The organism is Pontibacter sp. BAB1700 (assembly GCF_000277005.1).
In the GTDB taxonomy this organism is placed as follows: Bacteria; Bacteroidota; Bacteroidia; order Cytophagales; family Hymenobacteraceae; genus Pontibacter; species Pontibacter lucknowensis.
In genome coordinates, this window is the sequence record NZ_AKIS01000013.1 from 1 (window position 1) to 23,522 (window position 23,522).

Genomic DNA, 23,522 nt, shown 5'->3' on the forward strand with positions numbered 1-23,522 from the left:
AGAAATAGTTAAATATTTTATTGGTTTCATATAGTTAACAAACTTAACTGGCTTACTGACAAGTTTCTAAGCTGCTAAATATTTTTTCTTTAACTTAAGTCAGTTTCCGAAACAAAAGCCCTTAAGCAAACAATTTACCCCGGCAGACGTTCTAAACTCATTTAATGCATTCACCAAAAAAAGATATACTCCTATGGCAAACACCCAAAATGAAGGCAAAAAATTTCTGGAAAGCGTGCACCAGTTCTTTGATCACGCGGCCAGTTATTCAAAGCTTGACCCTGGTATTCTGGCACAGATCAAGACCTGCAACAGTGTATATAAAGTGTCTTTTCCGGTTGAGATCGATGGCCGTGTAGAAGTGATCGAAGGCATCAGAGTGCAGCATAGCCACCACAAACTTCCGTCTAAAGGGGGTATCCGATTCAGCATGCAGGTAGATGAGGATGAGGTGAAGGCACTTGCAACGCTGATGACCTTTAAATGCGCGGTGGTGGATGTGCCTTTTGGGGGTGCCAAGGGTGGTGTAAAGATCAATCCACGCACCAGTTCTGTCAAAACACTCGAGAAAGTAACGCGCCGTTACGCAGCTGAACTTATCAAGAAAAACCTGATTGGGCCAGGTATGGACGTACCAGCCCTGACTACGGTACGGGCAGCCGCGAAATGGCCTGGATTGCCGACACGTATCAGGCACTCAAATATGGCGAAACCAATGCGCTGGGTTGTGTAACGGGCAAGCCTGTGGGCCAGGGCGGTATCCGGGGCCGGGCAGAAGCTACTGGTCTGGGGGTATTCTATGGCATACGCGAAGCCCTGGGTGACACAGAGTACATGAAAAAGGCAGGTATAGAAGGCACTACCATGGAGGGCAAGCGTGTTATTGTGCAGGGATTGGGTAACGTAGGCTATAATGCCGCCCACTTCTGTCAGCAGGACGGCGCCATTATCATAGGCATAGCGGAACGCGAAGGCGGTATCTACAACTCCAATGGCATAGATGTGCGGAGGCTTTCAAGCACCGCAGTGAAACAGGCTCTATCCTGGATTTCGGGCAGTGCAAGAACTTTGAGAATTCAGTGGAACTGCTGGAAGAAGAGTGTGACATCCTGATTCCGGCCGCCCTGGAAAACCAGATACATGCCGGCAACGCAGCCCGCATCAAAGCGAAAATAGTTGCGGAAGGTGCTAATGGCCCTGTCACCCGTGATGCTGAAAAGATTTTGCTCGAGAAAGGAATCATCATTATACCTGACCTTTACATCAACGCAGGCGGTGTGACCGTATCCTACTTTGAGTGGCTCAAAAACCTATCGAATGTACGATTCGGACGTATGGGCAAACGTGCCGAGGAAGCCAGCCATAGACGCCTCGTCAATGCGATTGAGAGCGCTTCCGGTAAAAGCCTGACTACCCATGAGCGTACTATGCTAATACAGGGTTCTGACGAAATCAGCCTGGTGCGCTCCGGTCTGGAGGACACCATGATCAACGCTTATCACGAGATCAGAGGCGTCATGAACAAAAAGGATATACATGACATGCGCGCAGCTGCTTTCCTGACTGCCATCGAAAAGATCGGGGTGAGTTATGAAGCGCTTGGCATTTTCCCTTGATGGGTAAAAGAACTAACTGGAAAGGTCAGGATTTTGCTACCATGGCAAGGTCCTGACCTTTTTGTATGTATAGTAGCCAGTCCATTGCCTCAGCCTTATCAGTGAAATAGTTAAAGTGAATAAAGTCATGCACCGGTAACAGTTGGGAGGCAATGTAGTTGTTGACAAGCGCCTTAAAGTGGCCTCGGAAAAGATAACAGCCGCGTAAATATCCACCCCGATAATGTCCGATACCTGTGGGTAATACTCGCGGCTTAGCCAGATCTCCTGCTCTGCATCAAAAGGACCAATGCGTGATATGTCTGTACTGTAATAGCAGATCTTAGGGTTGGTTTTCACAAACTGCAGCACCTGCCAATATAAGTTTCTGAACTGATCTGTATCTGGCTTCAATTTCCAGCTAATGGATAGCACATCTGCTTCCTTCAGATAGGTAACAAGAGCATAGGACGAATCACTGATGACCATATGGCAAACCGCTTGGTTTCTGGTGTTTGTATTCGAAATATAGTATAAATTTTATTTTTGCGCAAATCCTGACTGGCAAAAGTTAAAAAACCAATCCAATTGAATACCAGACTTCTGAATAGAAAACAGTCCAATACCAGACACCTATTGTTTAAGATCAAATTATTGTAAACTTATCACAATTGTAGTGTACAAGCGATTAGATAATCAGTATAAGCTGCCGATTGAACAAAGCAAAAGGCCGGCTCTTTCATCAAGAGCCGGCCTTTTGCTTTGTTTAAACAGTCGCTATTGCAGCTTCAGCCATTTCGTATAGATCTTCTGTTGCACTGCGGTTGGTTTTTCTACACGCTCAAAACGGTAGCGTACACTCTTATCTGCCACAATCGGAATCTGCAACTCCAGCAGCTTACCGTCGCGCACAACAGTTACCGATACTTTGTCACCGATCGTACGGCCACTGATCAGGGGAGAAATGTCGCTTTCGACTCTGTAGCCGTCAATAGCAATGAGCTCGTCATTCACGTTCAGGCCTCCCTCCCAGGTACTACTGCCACGTGCCACGGTTTTCACGATGGTGCGGCCATTCTCCACTGCCGTGCCAGCTCCCCAGTTCAGGTTGAGCACACCCTCGTTCTGGTCAACGAGCCTTAGCCCGGCTGCTTCGAAAAAGCGGTTATAGTCCGGCGTCTCGGTGCCGTGCACGTAGCTCCGGAAGAAATCGTCCAGCTTGCGACCGGCGAAACGCTCCAGCGCCTCCTTGAACTCCTGCTCCGTAAAGCCACGGTTCAGCTTCTTGTAGTAACGGTCATACATGTAGCGCATCACGTCATCCAGACTTTTGTCGCCTTTGGTGTTCTTCATGATCTCCATGTTCAGCAGGTGCCCGAGCACGCCGCCTTTGGTATAATAGGACACCTCGGCATTGTTAGTGTTCTCGTTGCGGCGGTAGTACTTGATCCAGGCATCGAAGCTGGACTCGGCTACCGTCTGCACCTGGTTGCCTGGCGTGTTCTCTACTGAGTTGATGCTGCCTGCCACTACATCCAGGTAGCGCTCTGTGCGCATCAGACCGGCTCGCTGGGTGATTAGGTCATCGTAATAGCTCGTGATGCCCTCCGATACCCACAGCAGGCGGGTATAGTTTTCCTTGTCATAATCAAAGGGACCAAGTGGGGCCGGACGCAGGCGCTTCACGTTCCAAAGGTGGAAGTACTCATGCGCTACCAACGCCATAAAACCGGTATAGCCCTGCTCGGTGCCATAGTTCCAGCGGCTTGTCTGCAAGGTAGTCGAGTTCAGGTGCTCCAGTCCGCCGCCGCCGCGGTGCAGGTTGTGCACAATGAACACATAGCGGTCAACAGGCAGCTCGCCCATCAGACTGATGCATTCTTCCACTACCTTTTTCATGTCGGCCAATAGGCGCTCTGGCTGGTAATTGCCCTCCCCGTACATGGCTACTTCGTGCGGCACGCCACCTGCTTCGAATCGGAGCACTTCGTGGTTGCCAATCTCCAGAGGAGAGTCGGCCAGGATGTTGTAGTCAGGGAAGGTATAAGTAAAGTTGCCTGTGCTATTGAGGCCGGTAGACACCGTCTTCCAGTCCTTGAAAGGTTGCACCACCAATGTACCCTGCTGCTTCTGATGACCTTCCGGATACATAAATATACTTGTACCGTTCACATAGCCATGAGAGGCATCCAGGAAGCTGGTGCGCACGCTCATCTCGTAGGCGTATACCTTGTAGCGCACACGCACGGCCTCGGTTTTATTGCTGTATACACGCCAGGTGTTTTTGTCTACCTTCTCGTGGCGCAGCGCTTTGCCCGATTTGTCGGTGGCATTGAAGCCCTCCACATTTTTGGCGAACTCACGCACCAGATACGAGCCAGGAGCCCATACGGGCATTTTATAGTCAATATAGTTTTGCCGGGCACCGCTCAGCTCCACCTCTACCTCAAAATAGTGGGTATGTGGCTCAGACATCGACAAGGTATAGCGCAGGTCAGCAGCCAATGTCGACAGTGTGGTCAGGAAAAAGAAACAGAAGGATAAGAAAAGGTAAAGAACAGGTTGTTTAGGATGAAACATGCGGAATAGATGGGTTGATGATTTAAAAGCTTTCCGGCATTTTACGACAAAAAGCCTGCTTTTCAAAATCCGCAAGGTTCAGGTATAGCGTAATACTGGTGCTCATGCACACTCTGACTGGCGGTGATCCAGCCAGTTGATCGCATCCTGTATATCACAAAAGGTATTTATGATGATAAAGGAATTATAGCTCTTCAGCCCCAGGAGCCCGGATTCTTTAATCATATCATGGTAGCAATTTTCGTCTACTACCAGCGCTACATGATTTCCCGTACCCAGGTGCATCATGATCTGGGGAAAAAGCTGCACCTGTAGCCAGGTTTCCTCCTCCTCACTGAGCTTACCGATGTTGCGCAGATCGAACAGCCACTGCTTCACATGATGCTTCATGGCAAATCGAAAGGCCTCAAGCAACCCTTCTCTGAACTCTTCTGCCTGCATTGTCCGGTTGTACTGTACCATCAACCGATCTTCCACATAATCTACTGTACAGGTATCCGACTTAAACAATTCCATCCTATCAAGTTTTAAATCATCTGCAAAATTATAAAATTTATGCTAAAATATAGCTTTATTATACCATATTAATTTGATTACGCTGATAATTTATATGAACAGACATAATACTCTGACGAATGGCCCTGAAAAGCCTGTTAAAAATGTCAGAATTAAGTTTTCTGGGTGTAGCAAATCAGAGGTTTTCTGAATTAGATGGCTGATAGCAGACAGGCTGGCACGATATTTCCATAGTTATTGTTACTAAACCTAAACCCTATCGCTATGAAAAAGATGATTGCCTTAATGCTTGCCCCTGTCGTACTGCTGTTGATATTATTATCTGCGGGTACCGATCAGGCAGCCTCTCCTGCACAGGAAACAACTTCGGTGCGCTTTGCCAGCCTGAAAACAGATAAAACAGAACCTACAGCCCAATCGGCTAACTCAGAAAATCGGGATGCAGTGATAGAGTCCGATCCTGATGACGCTGACCTGGCCTGGGTAGATGCCAGTGGCACCATTGTCACGGACTCCCTGATTGCTTATGCCCTGACATTGATGGGAACGCCTTATGTGTATGGCGGTACGAGCAACAATGGTTTTGACTGCTCTGGTTTTACTTCGCATGTATACCAGGAATTCGGAGTGCCGGTAACACGTTCTTCTACCACACAGTCGGAGGATGGTATACCTGTCACGCGTGACGAGGCCCGACCGGGTGATTTGGTTGTATTTACGGGTACAAACCCGCAGGTACGTGAACCCGGCCATGTGGGCATCGTGATTTCTGAGCCCGGCGATACAATCAGTTTTGTGCATTCCTCCTCTAATGGTGGCGTAAAGATAAGCCAGGTAGAAGGTACCGGTTATGACAGACGCTTTTTGGGTATCAGGCGTGTGCTGTAAGGCATGGGTCAAACATAATTTACCTGTAATTACGTAAGATACACTATATAGCCCGACTGGCATTAGCCGGCCGGGCAAATTTCATCTAAAAAGAAATGAATATGGTGCATCCCTACATAGCCAACTCCATCAACGCCCTGGTACTGATCCTGGCCGGACTGGCAGTATACTTTCTTTCACCTTCCCGACCGCTGCTGGCCCTGATGGCACCGGTGTTCGGTATCCTGCTGCTGGCCACTACCTATCATTTAAAGCGTCACAACCGTTTTGTATTTCATACCGTTTCGGCACTCACGCTGCTGGCAGGCTTTCTGCTCATCCTCCGCATCGACCCAGACAATTTCGTGTGGGACAGCAAGCACGTGTTGATCCTGCTAATGGGTATCAGCTGCTTTTTAGCGGTACTGTCTTATGTGGCTTCTTTTTTAAGGGAACGTCGGTTGCGCGACAACACGATCTACAAGGACGATCTGTAAGGAAGATAAGCTGTAGGTTTTGGTTTCCTGCTTACAGGCATACCTTAGGTATAGAAAAAGAAAAAGCGCCTGGTGTAGCCCGTCAAGTTACACCAAGCGCTTTAAGAATCCTTCAAATCTTAACAAGCGGCGCCCTGTTTTGCAGCAGCACCATCACTCAAGACCAAAGGTAATATTTACTGCGCAAGCAGTAGATACTCACTGCTTACTAAGCCAGCTCACCATTAAGGTGAACACTATTACCAAGGCTTACTAAGACGACTGATGGATTAGACATAGCACCTCCTTTCTCTTTAGTCCGACATAAACCGTGCGCCGCTGCTCGTGGCAGTCATACGCAAGGCCGCAGCACTCGCCGCTTAACTGTTAGTATAAAGTTAAAATAACGCTGATAAGTTCACAAGGTTCAGCACTTATTTTATCACATTTTCTTTCCGGCGCATGCACACTGGCCTGTTAGTTGCATACTATATTTTTAAGTCACTCAGAATGAACCCGGTGCAAAAAAAGACTGGCTGCGACCAGGTATAGGAATATTTAACACTTGTTATCACTTTACCTTCAAATAAACGAAAGCTGCGTTGCCTTTCGTAAAAAAATCGACCAGTATCGCCTTTTAGTTGAAAAATGAATTATTTTGTCTATATTTCGTTACTAATCTTATCAAACAAAACCCAAATCATGAAAAAACACCTGCTAACCTTGTAGCCCTTATGCTCTTCTCCACTGTAGCGTGGGCGCAGAAACTTTCTCCTGTTGGCATCTGGACCAATGAAGAAGGCAAAGCTCGCTTTGAGATTTACCAGTCAGGCGATAAACTGTATGGTAAGATCGTGCAACTGAAAGAGCCACTTAGAAATGGCAAACCGAAACTGGATGATAATAATCCGGACAAAAAAATGCGCAACCGCCCACTGCAAGGCATGGTGTTCATGAAAGACTTCAAGTATGATGGCGATAACAAATGGGATGATGGTACGATCTATGACCCGGAGAGCGGCAAAACTTACTCTTGCTACATGAAAATGAAGGGCAAAGATAAAATGGAAGTAAAAGGCTATATCGGAATTTCACTCATTGGTAGGACACAGAACTGGACGCGCGTAGAGTAATCGTTTAGTCAGATCATATAATGCAAAAAAGGTTGGCCCTAAAGCCAACCTTTTCTGTTTTCAACCCTTTACTGCTATATTAAACTATTTTTAGCGCAAAAGGTTTGCTATCATACCTAACAGGCTTAAAATACCTGCAGTACTTTGTAAGTCTTGTCACGGAAAACAAACGTTTCACCGCTGGTTTTACCAGCCATCGCCTTGTAAAGTGGTGACATACCTGAAATGGCGTAAAACGACTCTCCGTCTATTTTCATCTCTCCCAGGCTAACACCTATAAAGTAGTTCTGCAGTTCCGTCATCACCACCGCTCCAAATGATACTTCCTTGTTCTCTTTCGTTGAATTCACCCGTTTAAGAACTCCCATGGTCGTGATCAGTTCATCAAGTTGACGGGCATACATATCCCGCTGTATCTGACAGGCCTCCCTGAATGATTCAAATTTGTCCTCAATTGCGCCATGGTGCTCGTTAGCACTTTCCTGCGCCTCGTCCATGGCCTCTTTCGCTGCCTGTATTTGCATATTTAATAACCTGGTGGACTCCTGCAGTAGTTTTTTCTTCAGTTCAAGTTCTTGTGTTAGCGTCATCATGATATATACATTATCCGGTAAACGATCAGTTTTGGAGGGTGTCAAAATATCTATGTTTGCTTATAACTCCGAATGACATGGAATGTTTTAAATACGTATAAACAGTAATATTCTGACTCGCAATTGCAATATTAAGCCGATTCCCAGAAGACCTATAACGCAAAAAGTACGTGAATGTTGGGTGCAGTTACTATAAAAATCTCAGCCCAGATAGGGAAGTTTCAGGATTTCATGTAACTTATACCGCACTACCGGTTCTGTGTTGTCGGAATTTACCAGGAATCCCAAAACGCCTCTATTCATGAAACACGCTTTACTTCTCTTGCTGTGCCTCTTGATGGTTTGCCTGCAGGCCAAAGCCACACATATAGTAGGTGGTGAACTGGAAATAGAGCATCGCTCAGGCTATACCTACCGCATCACGATGAACCTCTACTTTGACGATGTAAACGGTACACAGGGCGCACGGGATCCTTCAGCCAATATCCGGATTTTTGACAAGCTGAACAACCGCTTCATGATGGATGTGCAGCTGCCCCTGCGCAGTGACACCTATGTGAACTATACCGATATAGCCTGTACGATCGGAGAGCTGCGTACACGGCGCATTGTATATTCCCAGGATGTGGTCTTATCGCCTAATATGTTTAACAGTCCGCAGGGCTATTATATGGCCTGGGAGCGTTGCTGCCGTAACCGTACGATCAATAACATTGTGATGCCGGATGCGGCCGGCCAGGTGTTTTACATGGAGTTTCCGCCTGTTACGAGAAATGGCTCTCAGTTCGTCAACTCTTCTCCCCGCCTGTTCCCGCCGCTTAGCGACTATGCCTGCGCCAACGAGCTGTTCTACTACGACTTCAGCGGCACAGATGCTGACGGCGACTCGCTGGTGTATGACATGGTTACCCCGCTTAACGGGTACGCCACTGCAGACCCTACCAATGCAGCTCCCATCGCCAGACCTGCACCCTATCCTGAGATCATATGGCTGCCCGGTTATAACCGCGAAAACCAGATACAAGGCACCCCTCCTATTATCATTGAAAAGCAAACGGGTAGATTGACGGTACGCCCGGATCGTATTGGCCTCTTTGTATTCGCGGTGCGTGTGCAGGAGTATCGCAATGGCGTGAAGATAGGCGAAGTGCGACGCGACTTCCAGCTCCTGGTAAAAGACTGCCCCCGCAACGAGAGTCCTGCCGTGCAGGCCAGGGTGAACGGTCAAACCACCAATTACAAGCGAGGAGATGTGATCCGGATCAGCCGGATGATGCCCGCTGCCTTAACGTAGAGTTTACCGATCCGGATCCTAATTCCAGGATTACACTTTACGCGCGTCCTGTGAACTTCAGCAGCGACCTCTATACCTTCTCAGGCACTACCAGTGGAGTCGTGAACGTACCAGGCGGGCAGGAGTCGCTCAATGCGACCGTTTGCTTTGATGAATGCTTTGACACGGAGGGACAGGTCTTTAAGCTCAACCTCATCGTGAAAGACAATGGTTGTAGTCTGCCAAGGCAGGATACACTGCAGGTGAGCTTTGTGATTGATCCTATACCTAACGAACCGCCTTCTATCCAGTTATCAAAACCTGATCGCTTGTTCACTGTGATGGAAGGTGATGTGATTGACTTCAACGTGCTCGGATTTGATGCCGACAACGACGAGGTCACTATCTCAGCCAGGGGGTTGAACTTTGATATGAACTCACTGCCAATCAACTTCCAGGGCGGCAGCGGCATTGGGCAGGTACAGTCGCCCTTCAGTTGGCAAATAGACTGCGAAACGCTCAGGCAGGACGCTTATCAGATCGAATTTACGGCGACCTCCATGGTGTGCGGCGAAGAACTGACAAGAACTGAAATCATAGAGGTGCGAACAGACTACCCGAATCAGATACCGGTGCTGACAACTGATAAACAGGTATTGGTATTTGAGGTGGACCTGAATGAACCTTTCGAGGCTAATTTTAATGGTACTGACCTAGATGGGCATTTGCTCAGCATGCTGGCACGTGGCGAGAATTTTGACCTGGACAAAATGGGGATGACTTTTACGTCGACAGGCGGACTGGGCGCAGCTACCGGCAAGTTTAACTGGATAGCGAATTGCGACGCTTTCCAGCAGGGTGTACTGCGAGTTGATTTTATCCTGCAGGAAGATGCCTGCGCACCGTCCCCGCTGCAGCTGATTACGATGGAGTTCAAAGTGAAAGTTCCAGATTACAAAACCTTTATTCCGCCCAACATCTTCACGCCGAATGATGACGGCCTGAACGACTTTTTTGAGATACCCGGTATGCCGGCTGACGTGTGCACGAGTGCCTTTCAGCACATCCGCATTTACAACCGCTGGGGCAAAGAAGTGTTCGCCAGCACGGCGCACAACTTTAAGTGGGACGGCAAGGACGTGAACGACGGGGTATACTACTATGTGATCGACTATGGTGCCGATAAATTCAGAGGATCTGTGACGCTGGTGCGCTAATGCAATCAGGTCATAAAAAGAATAACCAGGTATAGTGTGAGCCAGAGCGCGCCCAGGAAGTGCCAATATGTATTGAGCATCGAGAGTTGCAGTCGGCGGTACGGGTCGCGGATAAAGATGAGGCTGCGTACGCCATCGCTTGCCATATGAGCAGTCTTGATGAGCAGAAAAGCCAGGAAGATCATACCGCCCAGCAGGTGCAGCAGGTGCAGTGCCGTGATCAGGTATAGGTAACTGCCCGAGGCTTTGCCGGTGAAGTAGGCTCCGGAGACAGTCAGCTCGCGCCAGCCCAATATCTGGGCGCCGATAAAGGCCACTCCCAAAAGAAAGGTACCGGCCAGGTAACGGGTCATTTTCCGGAGTTTATCCTTCTTGTATATGCGGGGAACTTTGCTGATGGTGTAGCTGCTGAAAAGCAAAAGCAGCGTGCTGACGCTGAAAAACTTAGGAAGAGAGAATTGTTCACTGCCGAAACCGCCCGTCCGAACAAAAGCTACCACCAGCACAAAGAACAGTACGCCAATACCAACCATACTCAGGTATAGCAACATCCGTATCGGGTGCAGATGCTCTATTTTGCCAAATGCTGAGCCCTGGCGTGCGTCTACCTTATTCTTTCTATCCTGGTTCATGTCGAGTCATATCCCCCGAGCATTCCCGTCTTATGGCTGCGGGCCTTCTCTTTTCAATTTGAATGAAGGGTAATTTGTCTATTTCTATATACCATCTAGAGGGGTTTATAGTTTTGAAAATGCTTCACAAAAAATAAGATTTCACAGTGTTATTCATGATCTGAAGTAAGTTTGACCATTGCAAGAAAATATTCAGCCTGCTTTCTTGAAAAAATACCTGCACTAAACCTCAACTACCGCTTTACCTTTCTCGGCTGTTTTGCGTTAGCAGGAGTACATGCTACATCAAGCTCATTTATGACCAAATTTTTACTGACTTTACTTTGTATTTTATCTATTACCGCATCTGCGTGGGCACAGCAGCACCGTATACCTTATACGGCCAACAACAGCATGCAAGTGAGCCTGGAGGGAGAAAGTAACACTTACGATTTCCAGTCCAATAAAATGCTGGTGCGCTACGATCAGAATACCCGTAAGCTCGAGTGCCTTTTGCCTATCGAGAACCTGCTTCCGGCTAATGATTCCAGCCCGGTAGCCATGGTGCAGGACATCTTTTTTGTATCCCGCTATCCGGATCTTTACATCGAAATAGAAGCGCCGATCGAGCAGATCAATGCCGGAAACCGCAACCGACAGACACTGAACAGTAGAGTATTTATCAATATACAAGGTATCATTAAAGAAATAGTCGTCCCGGTCACCTTTACGCCTGATCGTAACATGATCACCTTCAGTACCAGTTTTGAACTGATGCTACAGGACCTGCGTCTGCGGGTGCCTGCACGCTATACCTCCAGGCTGACGGGCCGCATGCTGTTCACGATACACAGTGCACGCTGGGCCGACATCAGGAACCGCTAAAAACACATTGCTATGCGCCTATTGCAGGCTGCCCGCCAATTTACGCTGTTGCAGGTACTCCGAAACACCCTCTCCTACCTGCTGCTTCTGGCCCTGCTGACAAGCCGGCCCACAGCTGGCTATGCCCAGAAAGTAGCCCTGGTGCTGAGCGGTGGGGGTGCAAAAGGTATAGCGCATGTGGGAGTACTGAAGGCGCTGGAGGAGAACAACATCCCGATCGACTACATCGTGGGTACCTCCATGGGTGGCATCGTGGGGGCCCTCTATGCGGCAGGCTACTCTCCCGCTGAGATCGAGTACCTGATCCACACCGAGGCTTTTCAGGCCTGGGCTACGGGCAAGCCGGAGCAGAACTATACCTACAACTTTGCCTCCCCGGACCCAAACCCCTCCCTGCTCAAACTGCACGTAGCACTAGACTCGGCTTTCCAGGCCAAGCTCACATCCAATCTCGTTAACGATGCTTCACTCAATTTTGCCCTGGCCCAACTACTCTCCCAGCCTGCTGCCCGTGCCGGCTACGATTTCGACAAACTCATGGTGCCCTACCGCTGCGTAGCCGCAGATATCTTCACCCAACAACAGGTGATCCTGCGCAAGGGGCAGCTCGCCGATGCAGTGCGGGCCACGCTTACGGTGCCCTTGTTCTACAAGCCCATCCGGATAGAGAAGCGCCTGCTCTTTGACGGTGGGTTGTACAACAACTTTCCTGTGGACGTAGCCCGAAATGACTTCAATCCGGATATCATCATTGGGGTGAACGTATCGTCCAAAACCTACAGCGAGTACCCCTACGACAAAGATGATTTCGACCTGGCTTATACCTTGCTCTACGCCATGATGTCGAACTCCGACTCGACGGCTCTGCATGAAAAGGACATTTACCTGCAGCCTGAGCTGGGCAACCTGACTTCACTTGATTTTAAAAATGTAGAGGACTTTTTCGCAGCGGGTTACAAGGAGGCGAATACGAACATGGAGCAGATCCTGCAGAAAATAAAACGCAGGGTAGGTCCTGAGCAGCTCAGTGCAAAGCGGGAGAAATTCAGAAGCGGGTTTCAGCCACATGCCTTCCGCAACGTCGAGATACAAGGCCTTAAAAGAAACCAGCAGGGTTTCGTAGAGCGCTTTTTCAGAAGTTCACAGGGGGACGGCTATACCATACAGGAAGTAAAAACGGGCTATTTCCGTTTGGCTGCCATTGATAACTTCCGCAACCTCTACCCGACCATGCGTTACGACAACAAGGCCAAGACTTATGACCTGCTCCTCAACGTGAAAAAGGAGGACGGTTTGAAGATCGCCCTGGGAGGCGTCCTGGCGTCCCGCCCGATCGACAATATATACGCCGGTCTGGAGTACAGTGTGCTCGGTCGGCAGCTCTATACCTTTGCCGGAAGTTTTCAGACGGGCAGGTTCTACCAAGGCGCTCAGTTGCGGACGCGCATTGACGTGCCTGCCAGCTTGCCTTATTATGTGGAGCCCGCCTTTACCTATAACCACTGGAATTTTCTGTCCACCACGGGTTTGCTGCTGGAGCGTAACAACCTGCCACTGCTGGAACAAACCGATCGCAACTTTGCCGTTAATTTGGGCTTCACCAATACCTACAAAGGCAAGCTGGTACTAAGTGCGGCTTATGCGCAGCACATCGACAGGTATAGCAACCGCCTTGAGATTCAGCGATCCGACACACTCGATCGCACGGCAACCAGCGGCATGACTGCAAGCGCCACTTTCAGGCGTGGCGGGCTCAACCGTAAGCAGTACCCCTCAGGCGGGCGCATGTTCACGGCCACGGGCCGACTGGTCAGCGCTACCGAAAAGTATAGCCCCGGCTCAACGTCCAATGCAATACAGGAGCTCTCATCAGATCATAACTGGTTTTATGGGCGTTTGCTTTTTGAGGACTTTCTGGGCAATGGTAGCCACCGTATTGGCTACAGGCTGGAGGGCGTGATTTCGACGCAGCCTTTCTTCAGCAACTACCGCTCTACCCTGACCATAGCGCCGGCCTTTCATCCTTTGGCTGACAGCCGCACGCTGTTTCTGGATCGGTTCAGGGCACATGAATTTGTGGCGGGTGGACTGCAATACGTGTACCTGATCACGCCCAGACTGGAGGCCCGCACCGAGGGGTATGTGTTTCAGCCCTACCGGCCAATTCTTCAGGACAGTGACCAGCAGGCGTACTATGGAAAGAAACTCACAGGTACGGGCGTGGCTGCCACGGCAGCTGTCGTTTACCATGGCATCCTGGGCCCTGCTGCGCTGAGTCTGAATTATTACAACGACCAGACCAAAGAATGGGGCGTGCTGTTTCACCTTGGCTTTCTGCTGTTTCAAAACAAAGCATTAGAGTAGCCCGGGTGGTGAGTCTGACAGTTCGGGCGGGTGAATCTGCTTTTTGGAAGGAATGGTCTCCAACTATTTCCCACTTACCCAATAATCTCTATATTTGGCAATTACAACCAACCCATACCTGTATGAAAAAACTATTTGCTCTTTTACTTGCAGCTGCCGTACTGCAGTCCTGCTCACAGACAAGCACGACCAACGAAGGTCAGGAAATCACCACAGCTGCTACTGAAACGGATGCGAATACCTATGGCGCTTCATTCACGGAAGACAACGTACTCTCTGCGGTCAACTACAGCAGGCTGTAAGTGGAAACGACTCTATACAGGCTACCGTTGCTGCTGAGATCGTGCAGAGCTGTCAGTCAAAAGGATGCTGGATGGATGTGAAGCTGGAAGATGGCAGCACGATGAAAGTAACGTTCCGCGATTATGGTTTTTTCCTGCCGGTGGAGGACCTGTCAGGCAAAACGGCTGTATTTACAGGTATAGCCAGGCATGAGGTGATCTCAGTAGATGACCAGCGCCACTTTGCCGAGGACGCAGGCAAGTCAGCTGAGGAGATTGCCGCTATTACCCAACCAAGAGAAGAACTGCGCTTTGTGGCAGACGGCGTGAAATTGAAATAGGCAGCAAAGCCATACCTATACCTGAGCGGCTGTTCTTCCAGAGCAGCCGCTTTTTTTATACCTGTCCTTTGGGTTCACCTGGCCGTTTACGCTTGCCAGATGTCATATTTTAAAGTCATCGGTACTTGGCAGCCTGCGTCCGGTTCTCTATTTTTACAGATCAAACAGAAATACCTTATGGCCCTAGCAAACGATCCGGCTACTGAGATTCAGGAGCTCACCCAACGCATAAACTACCTCAATTACCAATACTACCAGAACAGCATTTCTGAAGTCTCTGACTACGAATTTGACATGATGCTCGAGCGGCTGCAGCAACTGGAGCAGCAGCACCCGGAACTGCGCCAGCCCAACTCCCCTACCCAGCGGGTGGGCGGCACCATCACCAAGAGCTTCAAAACAGTGTACCACAAGTACCCGATGCTCTCGCTGAGCAACACTTACTCCGAGGAAGACCTGCGGGAGTTTGACAAGCGCGTGCGCAAGATCGTGGGTGACGAGGTGGAGTATGTGTGCGAGCAGAAGTTTGACGGGGTAGCGATTAGCCTGACTTATGAGAACGGAGAATTTGTACAGGGCGCCACCCGCGGTGACGGAACAAGAGGCGACGATATCACAGCCAATGTGCGTACCATCCGTGACATTCCGCTGCAGGTGCACGGCAAAGACTACCCCGAAAGCTTTGAAGTGCGTGGTGAGGTTTTTCTGCCCTTGCAGGTGTTTGAGCAGCTGAATGCCGAACGTGAAGAAGCCGGTGAGCAGCTTTTGGCTAACCCCCGCAACGCCGCCTCCGGTACGCTCAAGCAACAGGACTCAGCGATCGTAGCCAGCCGTAAACTGGGCTGTTTTTCTTATGGCTTCATGAGCTCTCCCAGTCCGTTTGACACACACTCGGAGAGTCTGCAGGCTATCCAGAAATGGGGCTTTAAGGTATCCGATACCTGGCGAAAGTGCAGCTCCATTGATACCGTGCTGGACTACATCAACGAGTGGGAACAGAAACGCCACGAGCTGCCGATCGCCACAGACGGTGTGGTCGTGAAAGTGAACAGCTATGCCCTGCAGGAAGAACTGGGTTATACCGCCAAGAGTCCGCGCTGGGCGATCGCCTACAAGTACCCGGCTATGAGTGCTGTAAGCCGCCTGCTTGACATACAGTACCAGATCGGGCGTACCGGCGCCGTGACCCCTGTGGCCATCATGGAGCCCGTGCTATTGGCCGGAACAGTTGTAAAAAGAGCCTCTGTGCACAATGCCAACGAGATACAGCGTCTTGACCTGCGTCTGGGAGATATTGTGCACGTGGAAAAAGGCGGTGAAATCATACCAAAGATCACCGGTGTGGACTTCAGTAAACGCCCTGCCGACTCGCAGCCGATCATCTACCCGACACATTGCCCGGCCTGTGGTACCGAACTGGTGCGCGCCGAAGGCGAAGCGAACTTCTACTGCCCGAACGAGGAAGGTTGCGCACCGCAAATCATGTCCAAGCTGGAACACTTTATCTCCCGCAAAGCCATGAACATTGACGAGCTCGGCCCCAAAACCATCGAGCAGCTCTACAATGCCGGATTTGTCCACAACGTAGCCGATCTGTATGACATTACCTTCGAGCAGTTGGTGAACCTGGAACGCATGGGTGAGAAATCAGCCAACAACATCCTTAACAGCCTGGAGAAATCGAAGCAGACACCTTACGACCGCGTGCTGTTTGCCCTGGGTATACGCTACGTGGGGAGCACCGTGGCTAAGAAACTGGCTGAGCAGTTCCCAGATATTGAGTCACTGCGTGGCGCCCTGTACGAAGAACTGATCGCGGTGAACGAGATTGGCGACCGCATTGCGCAGTCGCTGCTACAGTACTTCAGTAGACCAGAGCATCAGGAACTGATTGAGCGCTTAAAGGCCTCCGGTCTGCAGTTCAAGGGTGAAAACACTGCTCCTGAAATGGAAAGCGATAAACTTGACGGTAAGACCTTTGTGATATCAGGCGTGTTTGAGAGTGTGAGTCGCGAGGAATTGCAGCGCATCATTGTCAGCCACGGTGGCAAAGTGGTCAGTTCTATCTCAGCCAAACTCTCCTACCTCGTGGCCGGTGACAAAATGGGACCTTCCAAACTCGAGAAGGCTAACAAACTCGGCATTACCATCCTCTCTGAGGACGAGTTTCTAGGGATGGTCAGCCATTAACCTTACCACCCCTGCAAAAAGTAAGCGCCGGTCTACAAGAGGCCGGCGCTTACTGATTTACAAACAAACAATAAAAACAATTAAACTTTAAAACAGGCCTTTAAGCCATATACCCAACACATCATATCAGCTGGGGTTTATGCTACAAATGGAGGCATTTAAGCCGATAAATAAAAATGAAATAGACGAACAGCTGAAAAGGATATACAAACAACCGTTTCTCGCCTTTTCTGATTTGATCTTTTAAATTGAAGCTTTGATAGGGCTCGTTTGCCCTTCTGTATAGTATAGGCTCGTGGTTATATGGAAGCAACGTAATATTGCTTAACTTCAGCAACAGACTTACGTTTAGATTCGCTTTCATCACCCATTAGCATTACAGCCTTGAACTTGATAGCCCTACCACCATTTACCATGAAAAAGCGGTACAAATTAGCCATACATGTGGCAGCCTGGGCGTTTTTTGGAGCTTGGATCTTCTACATTCAGTTTCAGCGCGGCCTTTCTTTCAATAAGGCCGTTGACTCACTGGTGGGATTAAGCTTTGCCATGATGATCTTCTACCTCAACTGGTATGTGCTGATCCCCCGCTTTCTTGCCCGAAACCAGATCTTTGGATACCTGGGAGTTGTCCTGCTTACGCTGACTGCCGTCGCACTGGTACGCTCGCCTCTCGACTTTTACGTGTTCCGGGAGTTTAACCCGGGTATGACAATGCTCTACTCCTCTGATCGCATTCTCAATTATGTGCTGGCGGGCCTGATCGTAGTGTTCATCAGTTCGGCCCTGAAGGTAACCGGCAACTACATCCGCAATGAGCGGCGTAACAAGGAGCTTGAAAACCAGAAACTGGCTGCCGAACTGAATTTTCTGAAATCGCAGGTGAACCCGCACTTTCTTTTTAACACGCTCAACAACATTTACTCGCTGGCCTACAAGCAGTCACCCGAGACGCCGGATGCCATCATGAAGCTATCACTCCTGATGCGCTACATGCTTTATGAAAGCAACGACACGCTGGTGAGTCTGGAGAAGGAAGTAGAACACATTCAAAACTTTATAGACCTGCAGAAGCTGCGCCTGCGCGAACAGACCAGCATCCGCCTGAACGTGGAAGGTGACACATCCGGCAAACAGATTGCACCAATGCTGCTGATGACACTGGTGGAGAACGCTTTCAAGCACGGACTCGTGAGCCGCAACGAGGTGGGTATTACGCTCAACCTGGTTATAACGGATGACTGGCTCCAGTTCTCTACCGTGAACAACAGCAGTACTCACAAAAAGAAGGACTTTGGCGGCATTGGTTTGCAAAATCTAAAGCAACGCCTTAACTTGCTCTACCCTCACCGACACGAGCTGTATTTAGAAGAAAAAGACGATACATTTTTTGCTTCGTTGAAACTGTACTTCCAACCAAAAAAATAAACCTATGATCATCCGCTGCCTTGCCGTTGACGACGAGCCACTTGCCCTCGACATCATTGAGAGCTATGTGAGCAAACTTACTTTCCTCAAACTCGTGAAAACGTGCTCCAGCGCCACGGAGGCCATGCAGGTACTGCAGGAAGAGCAGATCGACCTCATGTTTTTGGACATCGAGATGCCCGAACTCACGGGTATACAGTTTCTGAACATTCTTAAGAACCAGCCGCTGATCATTTTCACAACGGCTTATCCCAATTATGCGCTTGAGGGCTTTAACCACGATGCCGTGGACTACCTCCTCAAGCCGATTCCCTACGACCGCTTTCTGAAGGCTGTGACCAAAGCACAGGAACGCTTGCAGCGCAGCCATAAGTCACCGGAGGCCCCGGCAGCCGCCCCTGCCCCACATGTACCCGAGCAGGATTTCATGTTCGTGAAAGCCGACTACAAAACCGTGCGCGTAGACTTTGCCGACATCCTCTGGATCGAGGGCCTGAAGGACTACATCATCATCCAAACCAAGGACCAGAAGATCATCACGCTCCTGAGCATGAACAAGGCGATGGAAAAGCTGCCTGAGTCAAAGTTCATGCGCGTGCACCGTTCCTTCATTGTGGCCCTTCACAAGATCGACAGCATCGAGAAAAGCCGCATCCGCATCGGCAACAAGGAAATTCCGATCGGCGAGGTATACAAAGACCATTTTCTGCATTGGGTGGAGGAGAATAATATACAATAGGGCTTTGTCAGGTAAATACCAGAAGTATCAAATTAGGGATGAAAATTTAGGCAGCTGGCTTGCTCAATTGTTCAATACCTGATATGTCTACCTTCTGCTTGGCTTGCCACAAGTCATAATTCACCTGCAGATTAATCCAAAACTGAGGAGTGGTGCCAAATGCTGCAGATAATTTCCATGCCATCTCTGGACTGATTCCGGCATGACCGTTTAATATCATGGAGAGGTTCTTGCGGCTGATAAAGATCTTTTCAGCTATCTCAGTAATGGAAAGGCCTGTGCTATCCGTGTATCTCCTTAAAATCTTGCCTGGATGGGCTGGGTTGTACATTAACATCATTGCTAAAAAATTCTATTGGTAATAGTTGCCATTTGTTTGACTAATGGTAGTCTACATAATTAACATCCAACACTTCAATATTTTCACCGACAAACTTAAAAGTGATCCGCCAGTTTCCGCTAATCTTCACGGCCCAGTGGCCTTTGAGATTGCCCTTAAGCTGATGTAACCCATATCCCGGCACATTCAAGTCTTGGATCGAAATAGCGGCATGAAGCACCGTAAGTATCTCGCCAATTTTGTCTAAGTGCTGAGGGTTTAGTTTAGATCCGTCCCCCTTTAAGAAGAACTTTTCTAACCCCTTATGTTTGAAACTAACTATCACATCGCAAGTATAACCTGTTACGTTACAAGTTACAAGTTGTTTTAACGATAAATATATTGTCTTTAAAAAATTAAGCCGTTGGTTGCTTCCCAAAAAAAGCTTGATATGAGACACTAAACCCTAAACACTTGCAGATTCCGCTGGATAGTTCGAACTTCGTGCTTTGGAAAAACAGCGCATGATACAAGATAAATTAAAAGGAACGGGTGTTGCTCTGGTAACCCCTTTTACCAGCAACATGGCCGTGGACTTCGACGGACTACGCCAGTTGCTTGATTTTACCATCGAAGGTGGTGTGGAGTACCTCGTGGTAAACGGAACCACAGGCGAATCGGTCACCACCACAACTGAGGAGAAAGCTGAGATTCTGGCTTTCGTGAAGAAGCATGTAAACGGTCGTGTACCACTGGTATATGGTCTGGGCGGCAACAACACACAGCACGTACTCGACACAATCCGGAAAACTGACCTGGAAGGTATAGCCGCCGTGCTTTCGGTGAGCCCCTATTACAACAAGCCATCGCAGCAAGGCATCATCCAGCACTATACGCAGATCGCCGATGCCTGCCCGGTGCCGGTTATCCTGTACAACGTACCGGGTCGCACGGGCAGCAACATTGCCCCTGACACGACTGTGCGTCTGGCAGCTCACCAAAACATCATCGGTATCAAAGAAGCATCCGGCAACCTGGAACAGTGCATGCACATTGCCAAGCACAAGCCGGAAGATTTCCTGTTGATCAGCGGCGATGATATGCTGACCCTACCAATGATCGCATTCGGTGCTGTGGGTGTAATCTCCGTGCTGGCCAATGCCTTCCCTGAGAAGTTCAGCAACATGATCCGCCTGGGCTTGTCAAATAAATTCAAAGAGGCTTCTGACCTGCTATTCGACTTCGTGGACATCAACCCGATGATGTATGAAGAAGGTAACCCGGTGGGCGTGAAAGCCCTGCTGGAGCGCTTTGGCGTATGCGGTGGAGCAGTGCGTCTTCCTTTAGTGGAGGCTTCTGCCGGTCTGAAAGACAGACTCTACAAGAACCTTTAGGCTTAGGATTAAGGTATAGCATACAGAACGGGAAGGTTGGCAGCAGTCAGCCTTCCTGTTTTTTGTTTGCCCGAAAGATATTTTCGCTATATTCGTTTTCTTCCATTCTAATTCCTTACCACAATGCGTATACCTGCGATCCTGTTTTTAGTACTGAGCATGGTGGCCTGCAACAATTCCCCGGACCAGTCGCAGGCCAACCGGACGGATCATACGCACCTCCTCGAAACGGACACCAGTCTGGTGCAGGCACCTGACTCAGCCAAACTGCCCGCCGATGACGAATTGCAGCACTATACCCCTGACACTACTGATCTGAGTCCAGAGCCCAAATCCGCTGCTAAGATCATGATCGAAGGACGCTTCCATAAGCACGAAGTATGGCAAGGTGCGGAGCAGAAGCCCTGGATGGCCTTGGTGCAGGATGACAGCGTTTTCCGGCTGCAGCCCAGCGGTATGCAGGTCACCACTTTTTTTGATCCGGTCTATGACAAGGGCCGGCAGGTACGCTCTGGGCGTGAAGTTCGGGGGGAGCACCCGAATACACTCCTTTTTGTGACAGGTATAGCCAAATTACAGGCCAGTGAAGTGGACACAGTAGGCTACCCGGATCAGGTGATTCTGCCGAATACTGCCATCGACCTCAGGTATAAAGGCAAGACCTATACCCTGGCAGCCAGCGGTGACAGCATCCAGCAGGAAGGCTCAGAGTCTTACTCGGTCCGGAACTACAGATGGACAGTGACAGGCACTAAAAACGGACGTAGGATCACACAGGAGTTGGCCTCTGACGAGAATTTCGAAAGTGCCATTTACGTACTCCTCTGGGTAGGCGACTTGGACCGCGATGGCATACCGGATTTACTGGCCGATCTATCCAACCATTTTAACACCTCCAAGGTCACCCTCTTTCTGTCTTCTCTTGCCGAAAAAGGAAAACTTTATAAGAAAGTAGCTGACTTCAAAACAGAAGCTTATCCCGAGATTGTACCTCCTGACAGTGTAGCAAAACCATAAATCTGCCTTAGCGTTATATACCTGCGAAAGCAAACGCAAGGTATAGCCGTGAGAAAACATAGAGGCGAACTCGACATTGACGAGGATATTCAACTGGAGAGCACCAACTGGAAAGTTCAGCGGGTAGCATGGGTTGTGATGAGCATCTTTGTACTGGCTGCCTTGCTCGGTTTTACCGGTGATGGTGGCATCGGCAATCTACAGAGCTTAAAAGCTGGCGACAGTGCTGAAGGACTCGAAGTAGAATATGAACGCTTTATCAGACGCAGTGCCCCTGCCGAAATCAAAGTGAAGCTGCATGCCTCTACCAGTGACTCTCTCACAGACTTACACCTCAGCAAAGACTTTTACGAGCAACTCAAAATAGACAAGGTGGTGCCTGAGCCCGCCGAAGTCTATACAACCGGGCAGGGCATTACCTACCGCTTTACTACGGCCAGGCAACCTTTTTCCGTTACCTTCTACCTGACACCAAAAGGAATGGGCTCGCTGCCTCTGCACTTCTCCACAGCCGAAAAACAGGTAGCTATCACACAGTTCATTCACCCTTAATTCGACCCTATGGAAACCGTTATCAGAGGATTGATCCTGTATGTTTTCCTGATGATCATTTTCAGGATAAGCGGTAAAAGAACCTTGTACGAAGCCACTGTTTTTGATTTTGTGCTCCTCCTGATCATAGCCGAAACTGCGGAGCAGGCACTCGTTGGCGAAGACCATTCCTTGATGAACAGCTTTGTGTTGATTATCACGCTGCTGCTTACCGACATCAGCCTTTCGCTTCTGAAACAGAAATATAAGGGGTTTGGAAATGTGCTGGATGGTGTGCCTGTGATCCTGCTCGATGACGGCAAACTGCTGCACGAACGGCTGAAAAAAGTGCGGGTGGACGAGGCTGATATTATGGAGTCGGCACGGGCGCTGCGGGGTCTGGAGCGACTCGAGCAGATCAAGTACGCCATTCTGGAAAAGGACGGTAAGATCACCATTATCCCGAAAGAACAGGAACAGAAGGAAATAGAAAAGGTATAGCTTTTTCAGGCTATACCTTGGGCTTTTGGTCTTACAGCAATGCCGCGTTATTTATCGCTCAGCACGTACCTGGCTTCCACTTCTTTCTTGATGTTTTCGAGTCCGTCCTCAAACTCCTCTCCCACTGTACTGTCGATCAGCAAACCTGAGAACTTACGAACCGGGTTGTCGCCCATGTATTTATCAAAGTGCCAGGTGAGTTTTGTGCCTTCTTCTGTCTCCTCTAATACAAAAGTGCTGTGCGCTTTGTCATCTTCTTCAAATTCGAGGTTGGTAACCAGTCGGCTGGGCGGTTCCGCCGCTACGATTGTCACAATGCCCTGCCCAATGCCGCGTCGCTGGCTGGTCCAGTTGTAGCGCGCCCTATTGGTGGACCGGCGTAGCTAAGCGACTTACCGGTATCAATATGATGCCCAGGAAGCCAGTTAGGCCAATTCCGTAAGTCACTGAGCTGCTCATAAGCCACATCGGCAGGTGCATTGATGATGATATCACGCTGCAAATGGATCTGGCGAGGCAGACTGATGGATATGACGCCCAGTATGGCGATTAAAGTAACGGCTCCTAGCAGGAAAGACTTTAACACATGCATATAAGTGAGAGGTAAACGTAAAATTTTATCAATCCAAAGAAATTAAATACAATTTCGAAAATATCATAGAAAATGAAAA

The 23,522-nt window shown here is 49.2% G+C and carries 25 protein-coding genes and 1 pseudogene; 18 read left to right on the forward strand and 8 right to left on the reverse strand.

Annotated elements, in window-relative coordinates:
* Positions 1-193 precede the first annotated feature (193 nt).
* Together O71_RS26975 and O71_RS01985 are read left to right on the forward strand one after the other, a co-directional pair.
* Positions 194-733: a Glu/Leu/Phe/Val dehydrogenase gene (locus tag O71_RS26975; protein WP_369750853.1), complete on the forward strand. Its 540-nt coding sequence runs from the start codon at positions 194-196 to the stop codon at positions 731-733.
* Positions 667-1,616, forward strand: a pseudogene (locus O71_RS01985) (Glu/Leu/Phe/Val dehydrogenase). Before O71_RS26975 ends, O71_RS01985 begins: the two are co-directional and overlap by 67 nt.
* A gap of 756 nt (positions 1,617-2,372) precedes the next feature.
* On the opposite strand, the gene O71_RS01995 reads toward O71_RS01985, so the two are convergent.
* Entirely contained in the window at positions 2,373-4,175 is a 1,803-nt protein-coding gene (locus O71_RS01995) for a M61 family metallopeptidase (RefSeq protein ID WP_007652682.1), read from the reverse strand.
* 102 nt (positions 4,176-4,277) lie between these two features.
* The gene (locus O71_RS02000) at positions 4,278-4,691 is read right to left on the reverse strand and encodes a hypothetical protein (RefSeq protein WP_007652683.1); all 414 of its coding nucleotides are present in this window, start codon (positions 4,689-4,691) and stop codon (positions 4,278-4,280) included.
* A gap of 264 nt (positions 4,692-4,955) precedes the next feature.
* On the opposite strand from O71_RS02000, the gene O71_RS02005 reads away from it, so the two are divergent.
* From O71_RS02005 to O71_RS02015, 3 genes are all read left to right on the forward strand, one after another.
* A complete protein-coding gene (locus O71_RS02005) occupies positions 4,956-5,579 on the forward strand; it encodes a C40 family peptidase (protein WP_007652684.1) in 624 nt (207 codons plus the stop codon).
* Positions 5,580-5,680: 101 nt separating this feature from the next.
* On the forward strand, positions 5,681-6,055 hold the full coding sequence (locus O71_RS02010) for a hypothetical protein (protein WP_143731951.1): 375 nt from the start codon (positions 5,681-5,683) through the stop codon (positions 6,053-6,055).
* 713 nt (positions 6,056-6,768) lie between these two features.
* Entirely contained in the window at positions 6,769-7,167 is a 399-nt protein-coding gene (locus O71_RS02015) for a DUF2147 domain-containing protein (RefSeq protein ID WP_007652686.1), read from the forward strand.
* A 125-nt stretch (positions 7,168-7,292) separates the two neighbouring features.
* On the opposite strand, the gene O71_RS02020 is transcribed toward O71_RS02015, so the two are convergent.
* The gene (locus O71_RS02020; protein ID WP_007652687.1) at positions 7,293-7,760 is read right to left on the reverse strand and encodes a hypothetical protein; all 468 of its coding nucleotides are present in this window, start codon (positions 7,758-7,760) and stop codon (positions 7,293-7,295) included.
* 301 nt (positions 7,761-8,061) lie between these two features.
* On the opposite strand from O71_RS02020, the gene O71_RS02025 reads away from it, so the two are divergent.
* Positions 8,062-9,054, forward strand: coding sequence for a hypothetical protein (locus O71_RS02025; protein ID WP_155800428.1), 993 nt, complete (start codon positions 8,062-8,064; stop codon positions 9,052-9,054).
* 50 nt (positions 9,055-9,104) lie between these two features.
* Positions 9,105-10,250, forward strand: coding sequence for a gliding motility-associated C-terminal domain-containing protein (locus tag O71_RS02030; protein ID WP_040573430.1), 1,146 nt, complete (start codon positions 9,105-9,107; stop codon positions 10,248-10,250).
* A 5-nt stretch (positions 10,251-10,255) separates the two neighbouring features.
* Here the strand turns inward: O71_RS02030 and O71_RS02035 are convergent, their stop codons facing one another.
* Entirely contained in the window at positions 10,256-10,882 is a 627-nt protein-coding gene (locus O71_RS02035; RefSeq protein WP_007652689.1) for a cytochrome c oxidase subunit 3, read from the reverse strand.
* A 297-nt stretch (positions 10,883-11,179) separates the two neighbouring features.
* Between O71_RS02035 and O71_RS02040 the strand changes: the two genes are divergently transcribed.
* The 7 genes from O71_RS02040 (at position 11,180) to O71_RS02070 (ending at position 19,089) form a co-directional block, all read left to right on the forward strand.
* Complete coding sequence (locus O71_RS02040) at positions 11,180-11,746, forward strand: hypothetical protein (RefSeq protein ID WP_007652690.1); 567 nt, start codon at positions 11,180-11,182, stop codon at positions 11,744-11,746.
* Between the two features lie 12 nt (positions 11,747-11,758).
* Positions 11,759-14,110, forward strand: coding sequence for a patatin-like phospholipase family protein (locus O71_RS02045; RefSeq protein WP_007652691.1), 2,352 nt, complete (start codon positions 11,759-11,761; stop codon positions 14,108-14,110).
* 122 nt (positions 14,111-14,232) lie between these two features.
* Positions 14,233-14,412: a hypothetical protein gene (locus O71_RS02050; RefSeq protein ID WP_040573432.1), complete on the forward strand. Its 180-nt coding sequence runs from the start codon at positions 14,233-14,235 to the stop codon at positions 14,410-14,412.
* 41 nt (positions 14,413-14,453) lie between these two features.
* Positions 14,454-14,732 (forward strand): DUF4920 domain-containing protein, encoded by a 279-nt coding sequence (locus O71_RS02055; RefSeq protein ID WP_071530815.1) that lies wholly within the window; start codon positions 14,454-14,456, stop codon positions 14,730-14,732.
* Between the two features lie 177 nt (positions 14,733-14,909).
* A complete protein-coding gene (ligA, locus tag O71_RS02060; RefSeq protein ID WP_040573439.1) occupies positions 14,910-16,922 on the forward strand; it encodes an NAD-dependent DNA ligase LigA in 2,013 nt (670 codons plus the stop codon).
* A 414-nt stretch (positions 16,923-17,336) separates the two neighbouring features.
* A complete protein-coding gene (locus O71_RS02065; protein ID WP_081490419.1) occupies positions 17,337-18,350 on the forward strand; it encodes a sensor histidine kinase in 1,014 nt (337 codons plus the stop codon).
* 4 nt (positions 18,351-18,354) lie between these two features.
* Complete coding sequence (locus O71_RS02070) at positions 18,355-19,089, forward strand: LytTR family DNA-binding domain-containing protein (RefSeq protein WP_007652699.1); 735 nt, start codon at positions 18,355-18,357, stop codon at positions 19,087-19,089.
* Between the two features lie 46 nt (positions 19,090-19,135).
* Here the strand turns inward: O71_RS02070 and O71_RS02075 are convergent, their stop codons facing one another.
* Positions 19,136-19,420, reverse strand: coding sequence for a HigA family addiction module antitoxin (locus O71_RS02075; RefSeq protein ID WP_317042629.1), 285 nt, complete (start codon positions 19,418-19,420; stop codon positions 19,136-19,138).
* A gap of 49 nt (positions 19,421-19,469) precedes the next feature.
* Positions 19,470-19,868 (reverse strand): type II toxin-antitoxin system RelE/ParE family toxin, encoded by a 399-nt coding sequence (locus O71_RS02080; RefSeq protein ID WP_369750856.1) that lies wholly within the window; start codon positions 19,866-19,868, stop codon positions 19,470-19,472.
* A gap of 64 nt (positions 19,869-19,932) precedes the next feature.
* Between O71_RS02080 and dapA the strand changes: the two genes are divergently transcribed.
* From dapA to O71_RS02100, 4 genes are all read left to right on the forward strand, one after another.
* Positions 19,933-20,802 carry a 4-hydroxy-tetrahydrodipicolinate synthase gene (gene dapA, locus O71_RS02085; protein ID WP_007652702.1) on the forward strand — a complete coding sequence of 290 codons (870 nt, stop codon included), beginning with the start codon at positions 19,933-19,935 and terminating at the stop codon, positions 20,800-20,802.
* Between the two features lie 123 nt (positions 20,803-20,925).
* Positions 20,926-21,819, forward strand: coding sequence for a hypothetical protein (locus tag O71_RS02090; protein WP_007652703.1), 894 nt, complete (start codon positions 20,926-20,928; stop codon positions 21,817-21,819).
* A gap of 48 nt (positions 21,820-21,867) precedes the next feature.
* The gene (locus O71_RS02095; RefSeq protein ID WP_007652705.1) at positions 21,868-22,371 is read left to right on the forward strand and encodes a hypothetical protein; all 504 of its coding nucleotides are present in this window, start codon (positions 21,868-21,870) and stop codon (positions 22,369-22,371) included.
* A 9-nt stretch (positions 22,372-22,380) separates the two neighbouring features.
* Entirely contained in the window at positions 22,381-22,851 is a 471-nt protein-coding gene (locus O71_RS02100; protein WP_007652706.1) for a DUF421 domain-containing protein, read from the forward strand.
* Between the two features lie 47 nt (positions 22,852-22,898).
* Here O71_RS02100 and O71_RS02105 read toward each other — a convergent pair whose 3' ends face one another.
* Together O71_RS02105 and O71_RS02110 are read right to left on the reverse strand one after the other, a co-directional pair.
* A complete protein-coding gene (locus O71_RS02105) occupies positions 22,899-23,165 on the reverse strand; it encodes an SRPBCC family protein (RefSeq protein WP_007652707.1) in 267 nt (88 codons plus the stop codon).
* The gene (locus O71_RS02110) at positions 23,162-23,443 is read right to left on the reverse strand and encodes an SRPBCC family protein (RefSeq protein ID WP_007652708.1); all 282 of its coding nucleotides are present in this window, start codon (positions 23,441-23,443) and stop codon (positions 23,162-23,164) included. Before O71_RS02110 ends, O71_RS02105 begins: the two co-directional genes overlap by 4 nt.
* Between the last annotated feature and the right edge of the window lie 79 nt (positions 23,444-23,522).